This window comes from Paenibacillus sp. FSL M8-0228, assembly GCF_038007385.1.
Taxonomy (GTDB): domain Bacteria; phylum Bacillota; class Bacilli; order Paenibacillales; family Paenibacillaceae; genus Paenibacillus; species Paenibacillus polymyxa_D.
Genome location: NZ_JBBOXA010000001.1, coordinates 3,782,019 through 3,797,545, shown reverse-complemented (window position 1 = coordinate 3,797,545; position 15,527 = coordinate 3,782,019). Strand labels below are relative to the sequence as shown.

Genomic DNA, 15,527 nt, shown 5'->3' with positions numbered 1-15,527 from the left:
GAGGAGGGAGTCGAAAGATGGCGAATGATCAGCATACTGAACTGGAGACGGAACTAACACTGGATCAGGTTAAAGATCAACTGATTGAGTTGGGTAAAAAAAGTTCTTCTCTGAACTACAAAGATATCATGGAAAAACTATCGCCGTTTGATCAGGACCCCGAGCAAATGGATGAGTTTTATGAGCAGCTGGGTGACTTGGGGATTGAGGTTGTGAATGACAACGACGAAGAAGTTACCAGATTGCGTCAAAATGACGACCCGGAAAACAATGATGGGGATGATTTTAATTTCGATGACGATCTGAGCCTGCCTCCCGGTATTAAAATTAATGACCCAGTCCGGATGTACTTGAAAGAAATCGGTCGTGTACCGTTGCTTTCTGCTGATGATGAGGTGGAGCTTGCCAAACGGATCAATAACGGCGATGAAGAAGCTAAGCGCCGGTTGGCAGAAGCGAACTTGCGTCTGGTTGTAAGTATTGCCAAACGTTATGTTGGTCGCGGAATGCTTTTCCTGGATCTGATTCAGGAAGGTAATATGGGTTTGATTAAGGCAGTAGAAAAATTTGATTACGAAAAAGGCTTTAAATTCAGTACCTATGCAACCTGGTGGATTCGTCAGGCCATTACGCGCGCGATAGCCGATCAGGCGAGAACGATTCGTATTCCGGTGCATATGGTGGAAACGATCAACAAGCTGATTCGCGTATCGCGTCAACTGTTGCAAGAGCTGGGGCGCGAACCTACGCCCGAGGAAGTGGCTGCCGAAATGGAGCTGAGCGTGGAAAAAGTACGGGAAATTATGAAAATTGCCCAAGAACCGGTTTCATTGGAAACACCAATTGGTGAAGAGGATGACTCACATCTGGGGGATTTCATTGAGGATCAAGAAGCGTTGGCGCCTGCAGATGCGGCTGCCTATGAACTTCTGAAGGAACAGCTCGAGGATGTACTGGATACGTTAACCGAACGGGAAGAGAATGTTTTGCGTCTCCGCTTTGGTTTGGACGACGGAAGAACCAGAACCCTTGAAGAAGTGGGTAAAGTGTTCGGTGTTACACGTGAACGTATTCGTCAGATTGAGGCCAAAGCGCTACGTAAGTTGCGCCATCCAAGCCGCAGTAAGCGACTGAAGGATTTCCTCGAATAGAAGCGTTACATTGCGGACCTTCTGCGGCTTGAAGCGCGCAGGAGGTCTTTTTTTATCTCATGGCAGTCTTGGTGGAGGGGAAGAAGCTTGGACCAGGAGAAAAAGCGGGCAATACTGTTACATGAAATTGAGCATTGGCGGCGAAGTCGGCTGCTCCCTGAGCAATATTGCGATTTTTTGTCTAACCTGTATCGGGAGGACGAAGATCCGACGCAGAGCCAGAACCGTAACAACACCGGGCTGCTTACATATCTTAGACACGGGCATGGGATCGCCTGGCTTCTTGGTTTTGTCATTATTTCCTGCATTTGTTTGATCGGTTTTTATTTTACCGCTTTTCCGTTGGCAATGCAAATATTCTCGGCGAGTGCAGTTACTACGATTTGCTATGGAGTGGCCGCATTTTGGCGGTCTTCTGAAAAGAGTATGAGCGCGATGTTGAGCACTTTAGGCAGTGCGATTATGTTGGGTTCGGGTGTATGGATCATTCAGCTCCATCAAGGTGAAGCTAAGGTTTGGTTTCTTTTGCTCGTAGGCCTATGCGGTGTGGTATGGTGTCTTGTGGGATTAACTTTGCGCAACAGCTTACTTCATTACTGTGGCATTGCTGGGCTACTTTTAGTGTACGCGATCCTTATAGGCCGCTTCTGGCCTACAGCAACTTTAGTGATGCTTGAGGCATTTTGGATTTTGCACGCAGTATTGTTGATCTGGTTAAGCTGGTGGGTACATCGCCGCTTTCCGCGTCTCGCTTTGGTTTATTTCGCTATAGGCATGACACTAGCATTCATGGCTGAAGCAGACACGATTATCCTGCGCCATCAAGCGGCGGGAGATGTGGTGTTTTACAGCCTACTGAAGTTGGCATTTGTTGTTGGAATTTTATTTTGGACTCGAAAAAAATGGATTACGTGGGTGACGTTATGAAACTTTCTCAACGATTACAATATATTATGGAACAAATTCCTGCCGGGAGCAGACTTGCGGATATTGGCTCGGATCATGGACTACTCCCCGTGGCCGCAGTGCGTAGTGGCAGAGTACCGCAAGCTGTGGCGGGTGAAGTCAATGATGGACCGTTGCGTGCGGCTCAAAAGCAGGTGGCCGAAGCAGGTCTCACGGATCGCATTGCGGTTAGAAAGGGAGATGGCTTGGCTGTAATTAAGGTCGATGAAGTTGATGTTATTACGATAGCCGGGATGGGTGGTGCCTTGATCGCTACCATTTTAGAGCAAGGGAAAGACAAGCTTGTTTCAGTGAAACAACTTGTTCTACAACCTAACGTAGGAGAGGATATCTTACGCCGTTGGCTCATCGAACATCAATGGATACTAACAAGTGAACATATTATGGAAGAAGACGGGAAAATATATGAGATTCTGACGGCAGTACCTGATTCGGTAAGCCCACTGAAACAGGATGCGCTGTATCAACCATGGAAAATTCCCGATAGTTCGCTGGTACTGACACCGGATTTGTTGATGCAACTCGGACCACTATTGGTCAAAGCACCGAATGAAATCTTTTTTTATAAATGGAAATTGGAGATTCGCAAGCTTGAGGATGTGCTGGCACAAGTGGCACGATCAGATCAGGAATCCGCACAGCATAAGCGGGAGCAATTGCGCAAGCAAATTGAACAGCTAGAGGAGGTACTTGCATGTTTGCCAAAGGACAGACAGTAATTAGCTATATGGAGCAGCTGGCTCCGAAATACTTGGCAGTTCCGGACGATAGAATTGGGCTTCAGCTGGGTAGTCTGCAAAAGGAAATCAAAAGCATATTAGTAGCCCTGGATGTTAATGATGAGGTTGTCGAAGAGGCAATCCGCATAAAAGCTGACCTCATTATTGCGCATCATGCAATTATATTCCGCCCACTTAAAGCTTTGAACACAGATCAGCCTGCGGGTAGATTGTATGAAAAACTGATCAAGAATGATATTGCTGTCTACATCAGTCATACGAATCTGGATACAGCTGAGGACGGCATGAATGACTGGATGGCAGAAGCACTGGGTATTCAAAGTGAAGGTACGCTGGAGGATGTTCACACCGAGCAATTATTCAAGCTTGTTGTTTTCGTACCAAAAACACATCATCAACGGGTACTGGATGCCATACTGGGGGCGGGAGCTGGACATATCGGCAACTACAGCCATTGCAGCTTTAACATTGACGGCTATGGAACTTTTGTGCCGGGTGAAGGCACACAGCCGTTTTTGGGTGAGCCGGGCAAAATGGAACGTAGCGAAGAGGTTCGTATTGAAACCATTGTACCGCAGGCTGTACGCAACAAAGTCATTCAAGCGATGCTGAAGGCTCATCCTTATGAAGAGGTGGCTTATGACCTGTATCACATGGATTTGCAGGGCCGTTCCTTTGGTTTGGGACGGGTGGGCAAGCTTAAGGAAACTCGCACGCTACGGGAGTTTGTCGATGTTGTGAAAAATGGCCTCAACGTGGAGCATGTACGTGTGGTGGGCGACTTGGACCGTATGATCAAAAAGGCAGCCGTGCTTGGGGGCTCAGGCAGCCGCTATGTGAATAAGTCGCTTTTCAAAGGCGCTGATGTATTGGTCACAGGGGATATTGACTATCACACGGCTCACGATGCCCTGATGGCGGGGATTGCTATTATTGACCCTGGACATAATGCTGAAAAGATTATGAAGCCTAAAACCGCAGAATGGATGCGCAAACGCTTGGTAGAAGGTCGTTATTCAACGGAAGTACATGTATCTCAGGTAGAAACCGAACCTTTTCAATTTTTGTAAAATCTCAACATCTATGAGAAAATGAAGATGCTCTATTATTTTTTTCGTAGGGAGAGGTTCTATGCGGACGCTGATAGCTGATTCTGCAATTCATGCCTATCCAGGCATGGTCGCTGTTGTTACTTCCCGCTATGAGGGGGAAAATAATGTAATGGCCTCAGGCTGGCATACCTATATCGGATCATCACCGGGCATGTATGGCATTTCACTGAGGAAGGAAACATATTCTCACGGACTGATCGAGAAAAGCGGAGGCTTTGGTATTCAGTTTCTGCCTGCGCACAGATCGGAATGGATTCAGGCTGTAGGTACCTTTAGTGGTAAAGATGTAGATAAGTTTCAGCAGTTTGGCATTGCATATGAGGATGGAATTTCAGTCAATGTGCCTATATTGCTGGAGGCTTATCTTGCTTATGAGTGTAAAGTCGTGGATATTCATACCTATGGAGATCATGATTGGATCGTCGGTGAAATACAGCAGACCTACCGAGATGATGAACTGTTCCTAGATGAGGACGTTCCTGATTTTAGTAAGCTTTCTATCCCGCTATACGTGGGAAGGTCTGCTTATTATGTGGCGGATGATTCATTGCAGAGAAAGGTACATCCGTTTTATTTGGGCAAGTAAACAGAGATCTATACGTTTTACAATATTTTCAGGGTTGTATCATGCGCGCGTTCCCTGTATACTATGTAATGTTGTTCGGAAAGTTTGACAGACAATCGCTGGTGGCGTAAGCCGCGAGAGGAAAGTCCGGGCTCCATAGGGCAGGATGCTGGATAACGTCCAGTCAGCGCGAGTTGAAGGATAGTGCCACAGAAATGGACCGCCGATGGCCGCTTGCGGCACAGGCAAGGATGGAACCGAGGTGTAAGAGACCCCGAGGAACGCTGGTGACTTCGTTCCTGGTAAACCCCATCTGGAGCAAGACCTAATGGGACACAGCTTCTTCGCGAAGCAGCCTTAGCCCGAGGCGTGTCTAGGTTGGTCGCTGGAGCTGGATAGCAATGTTCGGCCTAGATAGATGATTGTCGCTTGTAGTGGGAGGGTAGTTCCCGTCTGTACCACGAATAGCACAGAACCCGGCTTACGGAAAACTTTCCCCACTGCAACACCTTAAAAAGTATGAATTTAACTTTTGTAAATGACCTGTTTGCATGAAAGCCTTTAATCCAAATGTATTTATTGAATTAAAAAGGGTGTGTCATATTCCTGTGGGAATGATGGCACACCCTTTTTAACATACCGTACTTACGCAGATATAGTGCATTCTTAGAATGAAGCCCCCAGCATAATTACTGTGGGCTTTCATCCTAATTTTTACTTCTCTACCGTAAAACCGTTCGAGAATGAGGCACGTAGTCAGCGTAGCAAACGCATTTGAATCTACGGAGGCGAGGCGTACATCTTTGTCCCAGATTCCAACATGCTATTCAAATTCCAAACGAATCAGAGGGAACAGCGATCGTAAAATCAAATGATTCGTGAAGCGGCCTCACGTACGTGTCCTGCCAACTCCATCATCGCACGCTGTTTACAACACTTTCCTCTGTGTACATCTTCAGTGCCCGATCCAATCGGTCAACTGCTTTTGGAAGCAAGGAAGGATCCGTATGCGTGAAGTTGATTCGCATATGGTTGCTGCCACTTAGGTCAGCATAGAAGACTTGTCCAGGCACAAATGCCACTCCTTCCTGAATTGCGAGTTGCAGCAACCGATCAGAACGGAATCCCTCGGGTAAAGTAACCCACATAAACATACCGCCAAGTGCATCATTCCAGGTGATTCCTTCCCATTGGCGTTCTTTCATCAGCGACGTGAGACGTAGCATACGAGTATGGTACTCAGCAGACACAGTACGAATATGTCCGTCCAAGTCAAAAAAGTCCAATAACTCATTCAAAGCACGTTGATCAATACTGCTGGAGTGCAGATCGGCAGATTGTTTGGCATTGGCGACTTTAACGACAATCGCTTGATTAGCTACCAGCCAACCAGATCGAACACCAGGAGCGACGGTTTTGGAGAATGTAGAAGTGTACATCACATGACCGTCTCCACCTAGCTGTTGATCGATTGAGAAAAGGGATGGAAAGTTAAGGTTTTCGTCAAATTTAAGACGTCCGTAAGGATCATCTTCAAAAATCAAAGTGCCGTATTTACGGCATATTTCAACAACGCCTGTTCTTCGTTCCATACTCCAAACACTTCCTGCCGGGTTGGAGAAGGTTGGGATGACATACACGAATTTAGGCTGATGTTTTTTGATCTTGGCTTCAAGATCTTCTAATCGCATACCGTTAGAGTCTGTATCTACACTTACAATGTTGGCACCATAGGAATTAAATACCTGAAGAGCTGCCAAATAAGTAGGGGACTCCACCAATACAGTATCCTGCGGATCGAGCAATACACGCGAAACCAGATCAATGGTCTGCTGTGAGCCCGTCGTCATGATGATGTTATCTCTGGTGACGGAGATGCCTTGGGATGACATGATTGCTGCAAGACGTTCCCGTAGAGGAATGTAGCCCTCGGTTAGGCCGTATTGAAGAGCGGTAGTACCGCCGAGGCGAAATACCTGCTCATAGGCTTTAGCAACAGCTTCGATGGGGAAAAAGGCATCGGCAGGAAGGCCGCCTGCCAGAGATAACACATCTGTTCCCTGTGTCAGCTTTAAAATGTCCCTTACCATGGACGAGCCCTGAGTACGAGCCATACCCGAAAATTTGTGTTCCAATCCAATCATCTCCTGTGTTCTATACTGTACTATGAAATTTGTTGTATTATATCGATAATGAAGTATAACAGTAAACGTCTAAATGTAACAGTTGATTTTTGGAGGGGACGGTTCCGATGCATATTGATCTCAGCCGCAATAGCAGTGTTAAATTATATTTACAGATTGCCAAAACATTAGCAGATCGCATCCAGTCTGGACTGTTGCCTCAGGGCACAAAGCTTCCCTCTGTCCGTCATTTGTCCAGTTTGCTTGCGGTAAGTCCCGTAACTGTAAGCAAGGCATATGCTGAGCTGGAGTCTATTAATCTGGTTACCTGTACACAGGGAAAAGGTTGCTATGTAGCAGAGCCTTCGGTAGCTGTTCAACGTGAGGGAGCGCAGGATTTGTCATGGCAAATGTCGCTGATCGATTATTTGCCACGCGCACAGTTATGGAGAAACTTTAACCATAGCAGACAGGTTCCCTATTCTTTTCATATAGCAGCAATTCAACCGGAGCTTCTTCCTACACGCGAAATCATCGCTGATACTCAACGTCTATCCTCTGGAAATCCTGATGCAATGGCAGCATACGGTACTTTTGAAGGTGATTTAGCGCTGAGGGAAGTGTTTGTAGATCACCTGAACGAACGTGGCCTATGCACTGTTGCAGAACAGCTGCTCGTGACCAGTGGTGCCCAACAGGGCATTGACCTGGTGGCACGTACTTTTGTTGGTTCTGGAGATGTTGTCTACATGGAGGCTCCTACATATACGGGGGCCATTGATGTATTTACCAGTCGTGGTGCCAAAGTAATTATGATTCCGATGGATGAGCAGGGCATGCGGATCGATATCCTCACGCGTCTTTGTGATACTCATCCCCCAAAACTGATCTACACGATACCCACCTTTCATAATCCTACCGGAGTAACTTTAACGACGGCCAGACGCACACAATTATTGGATCTAGCTCAAAGTTATCATTGCCTCATTGTTGAGGATGATCCATTTTCTGACCTCTACTATAAAACAAAGCCGCCACTCTCTATCAAGGCACATGATCAATCCGGACATGTGATATATATCAAAAGCTTTAGCAAAACCGTTGCTCCCGGCTGCCGTATAGCTTGTGTAGCGGCCACTGGCAGTGTAATGGATCGTTTGGTGGCTGCCAAGTCTACTACGGATTTGGGGAGCCCTCTATTAACGCAAAAAGCGATATTGCCCTTTATCAGGAACCGTCTTGATCGACATCTTGTCTGGTTGCGGGAACAAATGCGGGATCGGTTGACAGTCGCATTGTATACGCTCCAGCGCTATGCTCCGCCAGAGGTTAGCTGGTATGCTCCCGAAGGCGGCTTAAATGTGTGGATTAAGCTTCCTCCTAATGTTGATATTCCAGAATTGGAGCGGCTGGCTGACCGAGAAGGCGTTTCCTTTTTACCTGGTGCAGTGTGCTATGCAGGTGGTATGGACAGTAATCATATCCGTATTTCTTTTTCGTATGTGGACAAGGAAACACTTATAACAGGTCTTCACAAACTGTGCCGTTTGTTGGGCGAACTGCTTGATCATTCGGTCATTGTTGAACGGAAGCCTATTTTATAAGGGATATTTGTATTAGGGGGTAAACATCCAAGCACAGCACATGCCTTCTTAATATGCTGTACTAATTCACCGAAAGGAGTTGCACATTATGAGTCATTGCCCTTACGACCCGATCGTGTGCCCGCCGATCCAATTTGTAAATCATCAATTTTTCCCACAAGTCGTGCCTGTGGTTCATCCAATTGAAATTGTTAATCAGACGCACATTGTACCTGTACCACATCACGTATTTCCGGTGAGTATAAAGGATCCTGGAGAACCTTGCTGTCATACTCGCAGTCATAGCAAGCGTCCTGTTCGCAGCAGTTCCAAGCGTTAATAAAGCCCAAAAAAGCAGCCATGGAGCAACATGGCTGCTTTTTTCCAATAAGGAATCTTACGTTTCCAGTTTCTTCAAAATAGATTTTAACTTGTCACTTAAATGCTGTGGATAGAATTGCAAAGGAACATATGGACGTTGTGCTGCTTTCAACGCTTTATACACATCAATTTGACCATACCCGAAATATTTGTCATGCCCTGGTGTGCCCAAGTCAATTACGCTGCTTCTCATTAAATCCATAACCTCTTTGTTGGTCAGATCGGGGTTAACGGATCGAATCAGGGCAGCAAGTGCTGATACATGGGGACTGGCCATTGAAGTGCCCGACAGTGCAGCATATTGATTCCCTGGGTACGTACTGGCAATACTTGCACCTGGAGCCATGACGTCTACATAATCTCCATAGTTAGAAAAGGATGCACGGTGCATAGAAGAATCTGTAGCGGAAACGGCAAACACTTCAGGATACGCTGCTGGATACCCAGGCCGTTCCGTATTGTCATTGCCTGTGGCTGCAATTAATACGACATCTTTATCATAGGCGTATTTGATCGCATCATGCAAAAATTCAGCTTGTGCGTAATTGCCCAGACTTAAATTGATAACCTTGGCACCGTGATCAGCTGCCCAGATAATACCTTCTGCAACCGAGTAAGTCGTACCGGAGCCGGATTGGTCAAGTACCTTGATCGGCATGACTTTGTTGTACCATGTCATGCCAGCGACCCCCTCACCATTATTCACGAGGGCAGAAATGATGCCGGCGACGTGCGTTCCATGACCGACGTCATCATAAGGCTTTTCAGACGGGTTTACCACGTTATGACCTAAAAGGATTTGACCTTTTAGGTCGGGGTGATCCAAATCTACTCCCGTATCTACGACAGCGACAATTACGTCCTTGCTGCCTTTGCTTAATTTCCAACCTCGGTTGGTTTCAGTTGCCGGCAGATTCCATTGATAGCGGGAAAAGAGCAAATCATTGGGAATAGAGCTGTCCGCTTTGATAGGTGTGCTCTCATTGGTTAGATACATATAGTGAGGTTCCGTATAAAGCGGGTTCCACTTTCTTGAAAAATATTGCTTTAGCTCCTTAAAGTTCATCTTATCCGAATGAAATACATAGGTATAACCAAGCTTGCGGCCTGGCGCACAGTGTAAATCTGCTGCAATTTCCTGCAGTTGTCGTGAATCAGGATTATGATGGAAGCGAACGACAATTTCATTTTCAAAATAATGGCTTGCATTTTCGTTGTCGTGGCCCGTCTTGACAGTAATATCGTGCAATGTGTCGGGATGTACGGATTCGATTTTGTAGCTGCCTTCTTTTGGATAGGGAATCAAACGCAAATTTTTCCGCTGATGCTTCTCCACGTCACGCAATACTTGCTGACTGACCAGAGCAGCAACGCCGCATGTTCCGTCAGCCGATGGTTCTGCCATGACAAAATATTTACCGCCTTCAGCCTGAAATGCAGCAGATTCGTAGGATTTATTTTGCATGACGGAACGGCGAGCCGCAGCCAAGCTGCTTTTAATTTGAGGATGACTGAGCAGACGAGTTTGTGCTTTGCTGCCCGTGTAGGTGTTCGTATTCCCGTCGCTTGTGTGAATCCACTGTAACGTATGAAGATGACTGTGCGATTGCTGTAGCGTGCGGGTAAACTGCCTTTTCTGATCAGCAGTTTTACCATCAAGTTCCCGCATCACGTACTGAATATCCTGCCTTGCATCCATGCGTGTGAGGGTATCCGTAGCGGACAGGTCCAAAGCCAACATTCCTTTTTTGAGTTGCTTCTCTTGCTGTGGCACCATCTTGGCCGTATATTCGGGCTGCGGTGTATGGCGGTGATCACGGGAAGGCAGCATCAGTGTGATGAGAAGCACCCCGGCAGCTGCTCCTAGCAGGGGTTTTAACCATTTTCGCCGAGACATGGGACCGTCCTCCTTGAGAATTCATAAATTTATGGTTTAGCGTGAGGAGGTTGGCATGTTTTTATACCTTTCAATGCTTATTTGTGGTAGGATAAATACTGAAAATTACAGCTCTTTCGGTTAGAGGGGACTATTTTCGGGTAACCAAATTGATGAACAAGCAACAAATAAGGGGGAGCTGCCTTGATGTCAGCAGTCAACGTACAAAAATTATGTGAGTCGGCGCAGGAGAGACTGAAAACTGCCGTGAAACGGGTGGAAACATTCCTCAATGAGCATGCTCTGCCGCAACTGGCTGCAGATGGCAATGAGGAGTCCGTGCTCTTTTACAAAGGCTTTTTGTCGGATCTCCGTCATGTCCTTGTTTTTTCCGAAGTATCTTATGAAAAGTTGGGTGTGGCTTTACGCCGTGCCAATTTTGACGTCGATTTTGCGGAAAAGGCATTGTATAACGTTTACCATGACTGCGTGAACAGCTTTTTTTATCCCAAAAATGAAACTTACGCAGAGGATGGACGTTATGCGTATACGGGGCAAGATGCTATCCGCTTCCGTAAAACGCCAGTGCCAGCCGCTCGCGAAGTGATCATGGACATTACGAAAAATTTTGAAGAATTGCGTGATGATCTGACTTATTATGAAAGTGACTATTTGACTCAGCGCCGGATGCAGACTCGCCGTACTCATGCATAAAGCATTCAACGGGGAAGATCATTTCTAATCAAAAACTAAAACAAGACAAGCAAGCCGTTTTCTACTTGCTTCCTGCCATTTTGGAGGAGGTGAAGGAAGCGGCTTTTTTCGTATGTCACCAACTGCCATATACCATAAACGCATAGGTGCGGGATAGCGGGGGGACAATGAATCCGAGGTGATGATCATGAGCCAAGAGGCCAAGCCAATCGTTAAGTGTAGCGTAGCCAATTGTCATTATTGGGGAGAAAACAACTTGTGCAAGGCAGATTTGATCATGATTGAAGTTGATGGTCATGCCGGAAAGAAATTTAAAGAAGAATATGCGGGGGAAAGCTTCAGTTCAGAAGAACGTGATAAGGCCGACACGTCAGCCGCAACCTGTTGCCACACTTTTAAACCGAAGTCCGTGTAAATTTTATTACGCGATTCATTTTGCATTTGGAGGTGCAGTTTATTATGGAAGATCATGAAAACGACAAGCATCAGAATGAAGAGCATGTTAGCCGCAAACGTGTAGATTACCCCCGTCACATTCATGAACGATCTGCCAAGCGCCGTAATGATCGTGAGGAATATGCAGCAGAGGTTGCTCCCGGCTCAGTTGTGACTCGACATGAGGTCAAGGGTGAAGAGCAAGTTATAAACAATAGTGGTCGTATTTCTGGCTATGTTGGTCTGGCTGCGGGAATTGCCTCATTGTTTATGTGGTCCATAGTACTGGGGCCTATTGCTGCAGTTTTAGGCTTTTTTGCTTATGTGAATGGCAGCAAAACGACCGGCATTTGGTCGATTGGTCTTGGGGCGCTGGCGACATTGAGTTATTTTGCTTTTATCCCGTTCGTTCGCTGACCTTGCTGGAGGAAAAAGTACAGTTTTCTTTTGTATATCCGAGAAAAATCATCTTAGTGATATAATTACATTTAAGCTGATCTATAAAGCTCCGCTGTCTTTTCGACAGAAACGGAGCTTTTTTTCATTAAAAGGTATGGAAGTACATAGTAAAAAGTTGTATCATAGCAGTAACGACAAGCTATTTGGGATATAACAACTATAGAAAGTTGGGAACACCACATGCAAATTGATCCGCGCGTGTCCAAGTCCATGTTAGACATGCAGCTGTTAAATAATATGAGTGCTACAACCCAGACGGGGACAACGGACGCTTTTTCCGGATTACTGGAACAAGTAGGTCAGTTGGAAACAGATGGTGCTGTGACTCGAGAAAATTCAAGTGATGTTACCAGAGACGAAAATGGTTTGCTTTGGCTTCAATTGGGACCTTCGAGGGGAACGGCTTCGTCATTGTATCCCGCTCCTTCCAGCACAGCAACAGACGGGCCTACAACACCTACGGCATATGATGATATGATTAACGAGGCTAGTCAGAAATACGGCGTTCCAGTAGCGTTGATTAAAGCAGTTATTGATACGGAATCTTCATTCAATCCGTCGGTCACTTCTTCGGCCGGGGCCAAAGGGCTTATGCAACTTATGGATGCTACGGCTCAAGGTCTGGGAGTCAGTGACCCGTATGATCCTGGACAAAATATTGATGCTGGAGTTCGTTATTTGTCTTATCAGATTAAACGTTTTAACGGACAAGAAAATATGGCGCTGGCTGCATATAATGCAGGTCCCGGACGGGTGCAGCGGCTTGGTGTAAGTAGTGATGAACAGTTAATGTCTGTACTAGATAAGCTTCCGCTGGAAACGCAAAGATATATTAACAAGATTCAAAATGCACGTGAAAAATATACGATCTAAGCCCTATAGCTTATAACGAAAAAAGTGCGTAATTTCAATTAGATTAGGTCCGCAGAACAGGGTCAATATGGGGAAAGGGTGTCGCTATAATGTAGCGGCCTTTCCCTGTTTTGGTCTTTTTTTGTTGCAGCAGTTGTAGGGCAGAAAGGGGAGTTTAATGAAATATTTTGATTATGCGGCGACAACTCCGCCTTTTGAAGAGGTGATTACAACCGTTGCTGAGATCATGAGACGCCACTATGGCAATCCATCTTCGATGCATCGGTATGGAGAGGATGCGGATAAGTTGCTTAAGCGTTCGCGCGAAGTATGTGCTGCGGCTTTGGGAGTGTATCCATCAGAGATTGTCTTCACATCTGGGGCAACGGAAAGCAACAATCTTGCTATTAAGGGAGTAGCTTTGCAGTATCAGACCAGAGGCAAGCATATTGTTACTGTATCGACAGAACACCCGTCTGTGTATGAAGCTTGCAGACAACTGACAAATCTGGGCTTTGAGGTTACATTTTTACCTGTCGATGCGGAAGGGCATGTGAGCGCCGAACAGGTTTGTGCCGCTGTCCGTAAAGATACGATTTTAGTCAGTATTATGCATGTCAATAATGAGACGGGAAGGGTGCAACCGGTGCATGATATCGGAGCTGCGCTGAAGAAACAGTTCCCCCGTGTTCTATTTCATATTGACGGTGTACAGGGGTTTGGAAAGCTGCCGGTTGATATCCGGGGCTGGCGGGCTGATCTGTACAGCCTCTCTGCGCATAAGCTGCGTGGACCTAAAGGTGCTGGACTACTATTCGTTCGGGAAGGTGTAGAGATTTTCCCACTGCATAGTGGCGGCTCTCAGGAGCAGGGTTTTCGTGCAGGTACGGAAAATGTGCCACTGCTTGTTGGTATGTCCAAAGCGGTACGACTAGCGGGCGAACGACAAGCAGAAACAGCACGACGTATGACCGAGTGGAGAGAACGGGTGGTCGCAGAAGTGCAGACAATCCCTCAACTGCGGCTAAACAGCGGGGAGGAAGCACCGCATATTGTCCACTTTTCATATCCGGGTATGAAGGCCGAGGTGCTGCTGCATACGCTGGAGCAACTAGGTGTGGCCGTATCCACCAAATCGGCTTGTTCTTCGAAGTTGGCCGAGCCCAGCCGGGTGCTGCAGGCGATGGGCCGCAATGAGGCAGAAGCATCTGGCGGCATTCGTATCAGCTTCGGTGATGAACATACGGAACAGGATATCGATGAGCTTATACTTGCACTGCAACAGGCTGTAGCCAAGCTGGAATCCCTTGAAAGGTGGAAACGTTAAAATGCACTATGATATGCTGTTACTTCGCTTCGGTGAATTTACATTAAAAGGGAAGAATCGAACTCGTTTTGAAAAGGCAGTACTGAATCACGTGAAGCTGCTGCTCAAGCCGTTCCCTGGCGCTTCTTTGCGGAAGGAATTTGGACGGATTTATGTGGTACTCGGAGGAGAGCCTTATGAACAGATCATTCAAGTGTTACAAAAAGTGTTTGGCATCACGACAATAAGTCCTGTCAAAATGGCTCCTGTCGAGCTGGGTGCTATAATTGAGACCGCTGTAGCCTTGATGCGTGAGCTGAATGTGGCCGAGGGAACGACTTTCAAGGTAAATGCCCGCAGAGTGTGGAAGGAGTTTGCTCATTCCTCACAAGAGATGAACCATTTAATTGGTTCTCCTATTTTGCGAGAGTTTCAAGCGTTGAGGGTCGATGTGCATCAACCAGATATTGAGTTGCGTGTGGAAGTCAGAGAGCAGGCGGCCTATATATTCAGCGATGTTATTATGGCTGTAGGGGGCTTTCCGTTAGGAACGAACGGTAAAGCTATGCTGCTGCTGTCTGGTGGAATCGACAGCCCGGTAGCAGGATGGTCTTCCATGCGTAGAGGACTGGAAATTGAATGTGTACATTTTTATAGCTATCCGTTTACAAGTGAGCGTGCGAAAGAAAAGGTCATTGAATTGGCAAGGGTATTAGCAGGCTATGCAGGGCGGATCAAAATCCACCTTGTACCGTTTACAGAGGTGCAGACGGCCTTTACGCGCACTGGACAGGACAATCTGATTATAACGCTAATGAGACGGTCTATGCTGCGAATTGCAACGATGCTGGCTGAGCGTGAAGGAGCGCTGGCACTCGTGACGGGTGACAGTCTGGGTCAAGTTGCTAGTCAAACGTTATCCAGCATGAATGTGATTGGCCGTTCGACAGAATTACCATTGCTGCGACCTCTCGTCATGATGGATAAGCAGGAGATCACGGAAATCGCTAAGCAAATTGGCACCTACGATTTATCCATCCTTCCATATGAGGATTGCTGCACATTGTTTGTTCCTAAATCCCCAACGACCAATCCAAATTTGTGGGTTGTTCAAAAGATTGAAGCCTCTATTCGGGATTTAAATGCCTTGATTGAACAGGCTGTGGCTGCAACGGAAACGCTTGTCCTGGAGGCAGGCGGAGCTATAGAGGGGCGTAATGAGGAAGTTATACAGGAAGATTGGTTTTAAACAAAAAGGCAGACC

The 15,527-nt window shown here is 46.5% G+C and carries 15 protein-coding genes and 1 other RNA gene; 14 read left to right on the top strand and 2 right to left on the bottom strand.

Annotated features, from left to right (window positions below; genetic code table 11):
• Nucleotides 1-17 precede the first annotated feature (17 nt).
• The 6 genes from rpoD to rnpB all read left to right on the top strand — a co-directional run bounded on the left by rpoD (nt 18) and on the right by rnpB (nt 5,033).
• On the top strand, nt 18-1,151 hold the full coding sequence (rpoD, locus tag MKY98_RS16940) for an RNA polymerase sigma factor RpoD (RefSeq protein WP_007431230.1): 1,134 nt from the start codon (nt 18-20) through the stop codon (nt 1,149-1,151).
• Nucleotides 1,152-1,238: 87 nt separating this feature from the next.
• Nucleotides 1,239-2,078 (top strand): hypothetical protein, encoded by an 840-nt coding sequence (locus MKY98_RS16935; RefSeq protein ID WP_069010266.1) that lies wholly within the window; start codon nt 1,239-1,241, stop codon nt 2,076-2,078.
• Nucleotides 2,075-2,836: a tRNA (adenine(22)-N(1))-methyltransferase gene (locus MKY98_RS16930; protein ID WP_069010267.1), complete on the top strand. Its 762-nt coding sequence runs from the start codon at nt 2,075-2,077 to the stop codon at nt 2,834-2,836. The genes MKY98_RS16935 and MKY98_RS16930 overlap by 4 nt, the downstream gene beginning before the upstream one ends.
• Nucleotides 2,812-3,927 carry a Nif3-like dinuclear metal center hexameric protein gene (locus MKY98_RS16925; RefSeq protein ID WP_069010268.1) on the top strand — a complete coding sequence of 372 codons (1,116 nt, stop codon included), beginning with the start codon at nt 2,812-2,814 and terminating at the stop codon, nt 3,925-3,927. The genes MKY98_RS16930 and MKY98_RS16925 overlap by 25 nt, the downstream gene beginning before the upstream one ends.
• Before the next feature lie 61 nt (nt 3,928-3,988).
• Nucleotides 3,989-4,555, top strand: a complete 567-nt coding sequence (locus MKY98_RS16920) for a flavin reductase family protein (RefSeq protein WP_029517782.1) — start codon at nt 3,989-3,991, stop codon at nt 4,553-4,555.
• Nucleotides 4,556-4,634: 79 nt separating this feature from the next.
• Nucleotides 4,635-5,033, top strand: an RNA gene (gene rnpB, locus MKY98_RS16915) — RNase P RNA component class A.
• Between the two features lie 415 nt (nt 5,034-5,448).
• Here rnpB and MKY98_RS16910 read toward each other — a convergent pair.
• The gene (locus MKY98_RS16910) at nt 5,449-6,669 is read right to left on the bottom strand and encodes an aminotransferase-like domain-containing protein (protein ID WP_029517781.1); all 1,221 of its coding nucleotides are present in this window, start codon (nt 6,667-6,669) and stop codon (nt 5,449-5,451) included.
• A 116-nt stretch (nt 6,670-6,785) separates the two neighbouring features.
• Here MKY98_RS16910 and pdxR point away from each other — a divergent pair, with 116 nt between their 5' ends.
• Together pdxR and MKY98_RS16900 are read left to right on the top strand one after the other, a co-directional pair.
• Complete coding sequence (gene pdxR, locus MKY98_RS16905; protein ID WP_069010269.1) at nt 6,786-8,261, top strand: MocR-like pyridoxine biosynthesis transcription factor PdxR; 1,476 nt, start codon at nt 6,786-6,788, stop codon at nt 8,259-8,261.
• Nucleotides 8,262-8,349: 88 nt separating this feature from the next.
• Nucleotides 8,350-8,580, top strand: coding sequence for a hypothetical protein (locus MKY98_RS16900; protein WP_080658632.1), 231 nt, complete (start codon nt 8,350-8,352; stop codon nt 8,578-8,580).
• Between the two features lie 57 nt (nt 8,581-8,637).
• Here the strand turns inward: MKY98_RS16900 and MKY98_RS16895 are convergent, their stop codons facing one another.
• Nucleotides 8,638-10,518: a S8 family peptidase gene (locus MKY98_RS16895; protein WP_069010270.1), complete on the bottom strand. Its 1,881-nt coding sequence runs from the start codon at nt 10,516-10,518 to the stop codon at nt 8,638-8,640.
• A 186-nt stretch (nt 10,519-10,704) separates the two neighbouring features.
• Between MKY98_RS16895 and MKY98_RS16890 the strand changes: the two genes are divergently transcribed.
• The 6 genes from MKY98_RS16890 (at nt 10,705) to thiI (ending at nt 15,512) form a co-directional block, all read left to right on the top strand.
• Nucleotides 10,705-11,211: a YpuI family protein gene (locus tag MKY98_RS16890; RefSeq protein WP_069010271.1), complete on the top strand. Its 507-nt coding sequence runs from the start codon at nt 10,705-10,707 to the stop codon at nt 11,209-11,211.
• Nucleotides 11,212-11,398: 187 nt separating this feature from the next.
• Nucleotides 11,399-11,626, top strand: coding sequence for a DUF1540 domain-containing protein (locus tag MKY98_RS16885; protein ID WP_029517777.1), 228 nt, complete (start codon nt 11,399-11,401; stop codon nt 11,624-11,626).
• A 44-nt stretch (nt 11,627-11,670) separates the two neighbouring features.
• Nucleotides 11,671-12,063: a hypothetical protein gene (locus MKY98_RS16880; protein WP_029517776.1), complete on the top strand. Its 393-nt coding sequence runs from the start codon at nt 11,671-11,673 to the stop codon at nt 12,061-12,063.
• A gap of 222 nt (nt 12,064-12,285) precedes the next feature.
• The gene (locus MKY98_RS16875; protein ID WP_029517775.1) at nt 12,286-12,978 is read left to right on the top strand and encodes a lytic transglycosylase domain-containing protein; all 693 of its coding nucleotides are present in this window, start codon (nt 12,286-12,288) and stop codon (nt 12,976-12,978) included.
• Between the two features lie 157 nt (nt 12,979-13,135).
• Nucleotides 13,136-14,284: a cysteine desulfurase family protein gene (locus MKY98_RS16870; RefSeq protein ID WP_069010272.1), complete on the top strand. Its 1,149-nt coding sequence runs from the start codon at nt 13,136-13,138 to the stop codon at nt 14,282-14,284.
• A 1-nt stretch (nt 14,285) separates the two neighbouring features.
• Complete coding sequence (thiI, locus tag MKY98_RS16865; protein WP_069010273.1) at nt 14,286-15,512, top strand: tRNA uracil 4-sulfurtransferase ThiI; 1,227 nt, start codon at nt 14,286-14,288, stop codon at nt 15,510-15,512.
• The last annotated feature ends 15 nt before the right edge of the window (nt 15,513-15,527 follow it).